The sequence below is a fragment of the Pseudomonas sp. P5_A12 genome, assembly GCF_056400685.1.
The window spans coordinates 1-7,597 of record NZ_JBFUKU010000252.1; the positions used below are offsets into that span (position 1 = coordinate 1).

Genomic DNA, 7,597 nt, shown 5'->3' on the forward strand with positions numbered 1-7,597 from the left:
CTTCGGGTTATGAGCCCGACGAGCTACCAGACTGCTCCATCCCGCGTCTGTGTGTCGGCATTCTACAGAGGATCGCCGGGGTGTCAACCTTCAATATGGGAAAAACCTCTTCCTGTTCAACCGCTTAGCCTGAAATRAAAATGGGGTGGATGGCTGAAAGGCAGGTGTGGCAAGGCTTTCAGCTCTATTGGCGGGTTGCATTCGATTGAAAAAATAAATCTATAACGTACTTTCCTACAGGTGAAAAAGAACATTCCGAGTACTGGTGCTATATACAGGTGTCGGTGAGATACTGCTTATCCGACTCGCCTACGCTCCTTTTCTTCGTCATGAACTGCGCTTTTATATGACCCAGCGAAAAATCATCCACGTTGACTGTGACTGCTTCTACGCCGCCATCGAGATGCGTGACGATCCGCGCCTGGCCGGTAAACCGTTGGCAGTGGGTGGTTCGGCGGATCGACGGGGAGTGATCGCGACCTGTAACTATGAAGCGCGGGCCTATGGCGTACGGTCGGCCATGTCGTCTGGGCATGCATTAAAGCTGTGCCCGGACCTGACCATCGTCAAACCGCGCATGGAGGCTTATAGAGAAGCGTCGAAGGAAATTCACACGATCTTTCGCGATTACACCGACATGATCGAACCGCTATCCCTTGATGAGGCCTACCTCGACGTGTCGGACAGCGCGCAGTTCGGTGGCAGTGCTACGCGCATCGCCCAAGACATTCGTCGACGAGTGTCCAACCAGTTGCATATCACCGTGTCGGCCGGTGTGGCGCCGAACAAATTTCTGGCCAAGATCGCCAGTGACTGGAAAAAGCCCAACGGCTTGTTCGTCATCACCCCGGATCAAGTGGAAGACTTTGTCAGCGGCTTGCCGGTGAGCAAGTTGCACGGTGTGGGCAAAGTCACTGCCGACAAGCTGGGCAGGCTCGGCATCGTTGATTGCTCGCATTTACGCGACTGGGACAAATTGGCGCTGGTGCGCGAATTCGGCAGTTTCGGCGAACGACTCTGGAGTCTGGCCCGTGGGATCGATGAGCGTTTGGTCCATAACGACAGTCGTCGGCAGTCGATCAGTGTTGAAAACACCTATGACGTGGACCTGCCGGATCTGGTGAGCTGTCTGGATAAACTGCCCGAACTGTTGGAAACCCTGGCGGGCCGCATGGCGCGAATCGACAGCAGCTATCGGCCGGGCAAGCCGTTCGTCAAAGTGAAATTCCATGACTTTACCCAGACCACGCTGGAGCAGGCCGGGGCAGGGCGGGATTTGGGGAGCTATCAACTGTTACTGACCCAGGCGTTCAATCGCGGCGCAAAGCCTGTGCGGTTGTTGGGGGTTGGGGTCAGGCTTGAGGATTTGCGGGGCGGGTTTGAACAGATGGAGTTGTTTGAGCGGTAGATTTGTAGTGAGTTTGAGGACCTCATCGCGGGCAAGCCCGCTCCCACAATGGATCTATGCAACACCGTAGATCCCTGTGGGAGCGGGCTTGCTCCGGGCGGCGTTCCGACGATGCTTTTAAGCCTTAATTCGGTCCCGGATCCGCCACCAATCGCCCGGCATCCTTGGTCAACGACTTGAGGAATTCGGTCTGCAACTCGGGGTCGTTGCGCGTCAGTTCGATCAGGCTTTGCTCCAGTTCGCTGGCTTCTTCTTCCAGACCCAGTTCCGACAGGCGCTTGACCCGGTGTACCCACTGGCTCACTTCGTCGTCTTCAAGGTCATCATAAATCAGCCCGTGGGCTTCGAGCAGCTTGCCACGCAAAGAACTGCTGACTTCCAGGGCCGTGTTGGTGCGCACATCGTCGTTGCCATCTTTGACGCTGATCAGCAGGCGGCTCAAATGATTGATGTCATGTTCGGCAAACGGGCTGTCCAGCAGATTCACGCGCAAAATGCCGTTTTTGTCGGTGCTCAGCTCGAACGTTTCCTTGCCGGCCTTGACCTCCACCGGACGCTCGCTCCAAGGCAGGCTCGAGTATTCGGTGCGTTTGTCGAGCTGAACCTCGTCGATGCCGGCCAGGTTTTGCTGTGCACGACCGTGAGACTGCACGTTCATGAACGGATTAAGCCCGGCGAAACCGTAGTTCAGCCAATCCTTGGTCACGCTGTCCGGCAGGTTGCCAAGCGTAAACACGTTGACCACGTTCGCGCCGACACCGGCCACTACAGCCACCGCGCCCAGCGGGATCTCATAGACCTCCCGCCAAGGTTGGTAAGGTGTGTAGCGATCATAGTTGCGAGTGACTTCGAACTCGGTGACTTCGAACGTCTTCTGCTCGTGGATTTTCACCCGACGTTGCGGCAGATCAAGCACCTTGGGATCGCCGACATCGATCTGCAGGCTGTGATCGAGCAATTTGCGCTCGACACGTTCCTCGTGCTCGCTGCGTTGCGACATCTGATTGGCGCAGCCGCTGACCAGCAGGGTGCCGCACAGGGCGGCACCACCGAGGCCTAAGGTGTTTCGCTTGAACATGACTTCTCTATCTGGTGTCAGCGGCGGATACGGGCCTGGAGGAAAGACAGCACGTCAGCGACCGGCAGCGCTTGCGCTTCAGGTTCGGTGCGGCTCTTGTATTCCAGATTGCCTTCGGCAAGGCCACGATCACTGACCACGATCCGGTGAGGAATGCCGATCAGCTCCATGTCCGCGAACTTGATGCCCGGGCTGGTCTTCTTGTCGCGGTCGTCCAGCAGAACTTCGAAGCCGGCTGCAGTCAGTGCTGCATAGAGCTTGTCGGTGGCTTCGCGAACCTGTTCGGTTTCGTAGCGCAGTGGCACCAGCGCAACCTGGAACGGCGCAAGGGTGTCGCTCCAGATGATCCCGTTGGCGTCGTTGTTCTGCTCGATGGCGGCCGCCACCACGCGGGAAACGCCAATGCCATAGCAACCCATTTCCAGGGTGACCGGCTTGCCGTTCTCGCCCAGCACTTCGCACTTCATCGCTTTGCTGTACTTGTTGCCCAGCTGGAAGATGTGCCCGACTTCGATGCCGCGCTTGATTTCCAGCGTGCCCTTGCCGTCAGGGCTTGGGTCGCCGGCGACAACGTTACGCAGGTCAGCGACGGTTGGGACGGGCAGATCACGCTCCCAGTTCACGCCGAAGTAGTGTTTGTCGTCGATGTTGGCACCAATGCCGAAGTCGCTCATCAGCTCGACGGAGCGGTCAATGATGATCGGCAGTGGCAGGTTCAACGGGCCCAGGGAACCGGCGCCGGCGCCAATGGCGTCGCGCAGTTCGCTTTCGGACGCCATGACCAGCGGGCTGGCAACGCCTGGCTGGTTGGCCGCCTTGATTTCGTTCAGTTCGTGGTCGCCGCGGATGATCAGGGCAATCAGCTTGCCTGGCTCTTCAGCGTGAACTACCAGGGTCTTGATGGTCTTTTCGATCGGCAGGTTGAAGCCTTCGACCAGTTGCGCAATGGTCTTGGCGTTCGGGGTGTCGACCAGGCTCAATTCTTCAGCCGGGGCTGGACGCGAGGTTTCCCGTGGCACGGCTTCGGCTTTTTCGATGTTCGCTGCGTAGTCGGAACCGTTGCTGAAGACGATGTCGTCTTCGCCGGACTCGGCCAGTACGTGGAACTCGTGGGAGCCGGCGCCGCCGATGGAGCCGTTGTCGGCTTCTACAGGGCGGAATTTCAGGCCCAGACGGGTGAACACGTTGCAGTAAGCCTGGTGCATGCGGTCGTAGGTGACTTGCAGCGAAGGCTGGTCAGCGTGGAACGAATAGGCGTCCTTCATGATGAATTCACGGCCGCGCATCAAACCGAAGCGTGGGCGGATTTCATCACGGAATTTGGTCTGGATCTGGTACAGGTTGATCGGCAGCTGTTTGTAGCTGCTCAACTCGTTGCGCATCAGATCGGTGATTACTTCCTCGTGGGTCGGGCCCGCGCAGAAGTCGCGACCATGGCGATCCTTGAAGCGCAGCAATTCCGGGCCGTACTCTTCCCAGCGACCGGATTCCTGCCACAACTCAGCCGGTTGTGTGCTCGGCATCAACACTTCAAGAGAGCCGGCGGCGTTCATTTCTTCACGAACGACGGCTTCGACCTTGCGCATCACTCGCAAGCCCATCGGCAGCCAGGTGTAGAGGCCCGAGGCGAGTTTGCGGATCATGCCCGCGCGCAGCATCAGCTGATGGCTGATGACGACCGCGTCGGAAGGCGTTTCTTTCTGTGTGGCGAGCAAAAATTGACTGGTGCGCATGGTTGGCCGTTGTCGGTTGCTGATGACGAGAAATGACGGAGCATTGTACGGGCGAGATCCGCTGGCGTACAGGCATGCGGTCGGTGGTGTGGCAGGAGGGCGGGAATCACACCGCCCTTTGCGATGATTCCTACGATTCTTCGACGATCTGGGTCGGAACCGGCTCTGGCGTCGGTGTCGGACCTGCGCGACGACTCTCCTGATACCAGTGGAGGGCGATCAACAGGAGTGTCGGTACGCCGAGCAAGGCGGTGATCAAGAAGAAATTGTGATAGCCGAACTTCTCGACCATGACCCCCGAGTAGCCGCCGATCAGGCGTGGCAGCAGCAGCATGATCGAGCTCAGCAGGGCATACTGAGTGGCGGAGAACTTGAGGTTGGTCAGGCTCGACAGGTAGGCGACGAACGCCGATGTCGCAAGGCCGGAGCTGAAGTTGTCCAGGGAAATGGTGAGGATCAGCATGTTCAAGTTGGCGCCCATGTCGGCGAGCATCAGGAACAGCAGGTTAGTGCCGGCCGACGAAATGCCGCCGATCAGCAGAATCGGCAGGATGCCGAAGCGCACAATCAGCAGGCCGCCCATGCCGGCGCCGACCAGGGTCATGATCAGGCCGAAGACTTTACTGACCCCGGCAATCTGATCCTTGGTGAAACCTTGATCGATATAGAACACGTTGGCCATGACGCCCATGACGGTATCGGACATCCGGTAGGTGGCGATCAGGCCCAGCAGCAGGAAAGCTTGCCAGCGATACCGCGTAATGAAGTCGTTGACCGGTGTCAGCACCGGTGCCAGGCCGCGCCGGCCCAGGGTCGACAGACACATGGCGGTCAACAGGATGTAGAGGATCGCCCGCAGGAGCGCCCGGTCTTCGAGTACCAGGTCGAGCAGGCTCACACCTTCGAACAGCACGCTGGCGAAGTCGGTGTAATAGAGCTGAGTGAACATGGCGGGCACGGACACCAGCAAAACGATCAGCACAAACACTGACGCCAGTTGATGCGCAAAGCTGTAGCGACCGGCCTGCAACTGAGTGCGCAATGGTACGGGCGGCTCGCGCATGAACAGGCAGGTGACCAACGCCGGAATCATCAGCGCCCCGAACAGTATGTAAGTGCCCGCCCACGCCGAATGCTGATAATTGAAACCGGTGGAGCCGAAGCCCTCGGCGAAGAACAGTGCGCCGGCGGTCGCAAGCAGCGCGGCGATCCGATAACCCGACATATAGCTGGCGGCGAGTGCCGCCTGGCGATTGTCTTCGGCGATTTCCAGACGATAGGCGTCGACCGCAATGTCCTGCGTCGCCGAAGCGAAGGCGACGACCACCGCGATGGCGATCAGCCAGGACAAATGCTTTTGTGGGTCGCAAAAGCCCATGCCGACCAGGCCGAGGATCACCAGCGCCTGCGATAGCACCAGCCAGGAACGTCGTCGCCCCAGCTTGCCGAGAAATGGCAGGCGCCATTGATCGAGCAGGGGCGACCAGACCCATTTAAAGGCGTAGGCCAGGCCAATGAGGCTTGCATAGCCGATGGTTTCGCGAGCTACACCTGCCTCGCGAAGCCAGACGGAAAGCGTCGAAAACACCAGCATGTAGGGCAGGCCGGCGGCGAAACCAAGCAGCAACAACACGAGCGTCGATGGGCTGGCATAGGCGGCGAGCGCGGCGCGCCAGGTTTTACGGGGCATGGGCTGGAGTCTGCCTCAAGAATTACGGAAACAAAGCGCGCACTCTAACCGCTGTGCTCTACCGGGCGCCAGCCATGGCGCTGAATATCAACACGATTGTTCTGGATACTGACACCTTCCGAGCGCAATCGCGCGCGCTGCTCATCCCCTGAAGGGCTGCCCACAGGCAGGCTGATCCGACCGCCGGCACCGAGAACCCGATGCCAGGGCAGTTTGGTGTCACCCGGCAATTGGCTCAGCGTGCGTCCGACCCAGCGGGCCGCGCGACCGAGTCCGGCCAGCTCCGCAAGTTGACCATAGCTCACCACTTTGCCTTCAGGCACTTGGGCCAGGGTCAGGTAAAGCGCCGTGCGTCGGATTTGCGCCGCACTTTCGGTTTCAGAGGCTGGTTCGGTCACGTCCGCAATTCCTGAAAAAAGGTCGCATTGCCGTTTGTAGAGTAAATCCCGGGTCGCTTCTTGAGAAATGAACTCAATAGAAATAGTCGGGTCAGTCCTTGCTAGGGTCTTATTCCTAAGGATAATGCCGACTTTTTTTCGCAAACTTGAGTCTGTTTTTGCTTATGTTGTCCAGAACACTGCTTTGCCTCGCTGTCCTGAGTGCTTCCACGCCTTTGCTTGCCGATACGGTCTGGTTGAAGAACGGTGACAAGTTGAGCGGCAAGATCACGTTATTCGATGGCGGCAAATTAGTGATCCAGACCGAGTACGCCGGTGCGGTCCCGATCGACTGGAAGCAGGTCAAAACCCTCGAAAGCGATCAGGAGTTGCTGGTCAAGCAGGATGCGTACACGGGCGAGAAGGCCAAATCGCTGCATGCCGCAGGCGATGGCAAGGTGACGCTGGAAAATGGCGAGGCTCCCAGGACGGTGGAGCTGGCCAGTATCCAGCAGATTCTCAAGCCCAAGCCAGTGGTCGAAGATCTGGTATGGAAGGGGAACATCGACGCGGCGCTGGATTACCAGCGGGCGGAAAACGACACCGACGACTACAACATCGACTTCAAGACGACTGCGCGCCATGGCAAATGGCGGCACACGGCGGAAGGTGAGTACAGCCGCGAATTCCAGGATGACGTCGTTACGACTGACAACTGGCGAGCTGAATACTCGCTCGACCGCTTCCTGACCGAGAAATGGTTCTGGCAGGGTCGGGCAGTCTATAAGCGCGACAAAGTGGAAAACCTCTCTCGTCAGCGTACCCTCGGTACCGGTCCGGGTTACCAGTTCTGGGATAACGAATTGGGCGAATTCTCCTTGGGCTCGCTGGTCAATCGTACGGACTATGAGTTCACCGACGGCAGCAAGGATAACTTCTATGCGCTGGCGATGACGTGGGATTACAAACGCTACCTGATTGGCAAGAAAGTGGAATTGTTCACCAATGGCGAAGTGGGCAAGCCATTGTCAGACGTGGCCAATTACGCGCTCGATACGGAAATGGGCTTGCGCTACAAGGTGACCGAATGGGCCTCGCTTAATCTGAAAGCCGAGCGAGACGTCGTCAGCGGTACCGAAGACGCTGATCTGGACCAGGTCCGCTACACCGCAGGGTTTGGCGTGGCCTGGTAAGCATAAAAAAATCGCAGCCATGGGCTAATGCCGATCAGTTAAGCCGAACCGCACTTTGTAGCAGCTGGCGAGGCCTGCGTTCGGCTGCGMAGCAGTCGTGCAATCAGACGATGCGGTG

The 7,597-nt window shown here is 58.4% G+C and carries 6 protein-coding genes; 2 read left to right on the forward strand and 4 right to left on the reverse strand.

What is annotated here, in order from left to right:
* Positions 1–346 precede the first annotated feature (346 nt).
* A complete protein-coding gene (gene dinB, locus AC1DSG_RS24285) occupies positions 347–1,408 on the forward strand; it encodes a DNA polymerase IV (RefSeq protein ID WP_477793166.1) in 1,062 nt (353 codons plus the stop codon).
* A 124-nt stretch (positions 1,409–1,532) separates the two neighbouring features.
* Here the strand turns inward: dinB and AC1DSG_RS24290 are convergent, their stop codons facing one another.
* The 4 genes from AC1DSG_RS24290 to AC1DSG_RS24305 form a co-directional block, all read right to left on the reverse strand.
* The gene (locus tag AC1DSG_RS24290; RefSeq protein ID WP_477793167.1) at positions 1,533–2,486 is read right to left on the reverse strand and encodes a hypothetical protein; all 954 of its coding nucleotides are present in this window, start codon (positions 2,484–2,486) and stop codon (positions 1,533–1,535) included.
* 17 nt (positions 2,487–2,503) lie between these two features.
* Positions 2,504–4,219, reverse strand: coding sequence for a proline--tRNA ligase (locus AC1DSG_RS24295; protein WP_477793168.1), 1,716 nt, complete (start codon positions 4,217–4,219; stop codon positions 2,504–2,506).
* Positions 4,220–4,349: 130 nt separating this feature from the next.
* Positions 4,350–5,909 carry an AmpG family muropeptide MFS transporter gene (locus AC1DSG_RS24300; RefSeq protein ID WP_477793169.1) on the reverse strand — a complete coding sequence of 520 codons (1,560 nt, stop codon included), beginning with the start codon at positions 5,907–5,909 and terminating at the stop codon, positions 4,350–4,352.
* Positions 5,910–5,953: 44 nt separating this feature from the next.
* The gene (locus AC1DSG_RS24305) at positions 5,954–6,307 is read right to left on the reverse strand and encodes an MGMT family protein (protein ID WP_477793170.1); all 354 of its coding nucleotides are present in this window, start codon (positions 6,305–6,307) and stop codon (positions 5,954–5,956) included.
* Positions 6,308–6,471: 164 nt separating this feature from the next.
* Between AC1DSG_RS24305 and AC1DSG_RS24310 the strand changes: the two genes are divergently transcribed.
* Positions 6,472–7,479, forward strand: coding sequence for a DUF481 domain-containing protein (locus tag AC1DSG_RS24310; protein ID WP_477793171.1), 1,008 nt, complete (start codon positions 6,472–6,474; stop codon positions 7,477–7,479).
* Positions 7,480–7,597: the final 118 nt, after the last annotated feature.

Excerpts from the sequence above, each read along its gene's own strand:
- AC1DSG_RS24300 (WP_477793169.1), bottom strand. The coding sequence starts at position 5,909 with ATGCCCCGTAAAACCTGGCGCGCCGCGCTCGCCGCCTATGCCAGCCCA.
- AC1DSG_RS24310 (WP_477793171.1), top strand. The coding sequence starts at position 6,472 with ATGTTGTCCAGAACACTGCTTTGCCTCGCTGTCCTGAGTGCTTCCACG.
- dinB (WP_477793166.1), top strand. The coding sequence starts at position 347 with ATGACCCAGCGAAAAATCATCCACGTTGACTGTGACTGCTTCTACGCC.
- AC1DSG_RS24290 (WP_477793167.1), bottom strand. The coding sequence starts at position 2,486 with ATGTTCAAGCGAAACACCTTAGGCCTCGGTGGTGCCGCCCTGTGCGGC.
- AC1DSG_RS24295 (WP_477793168.1), bottom strand. The coding sequence starts at position 4,219 with ATGCGCACCAGTCAATTTTTGCTCGCCACACAGAAAGAAACGCCTTCC.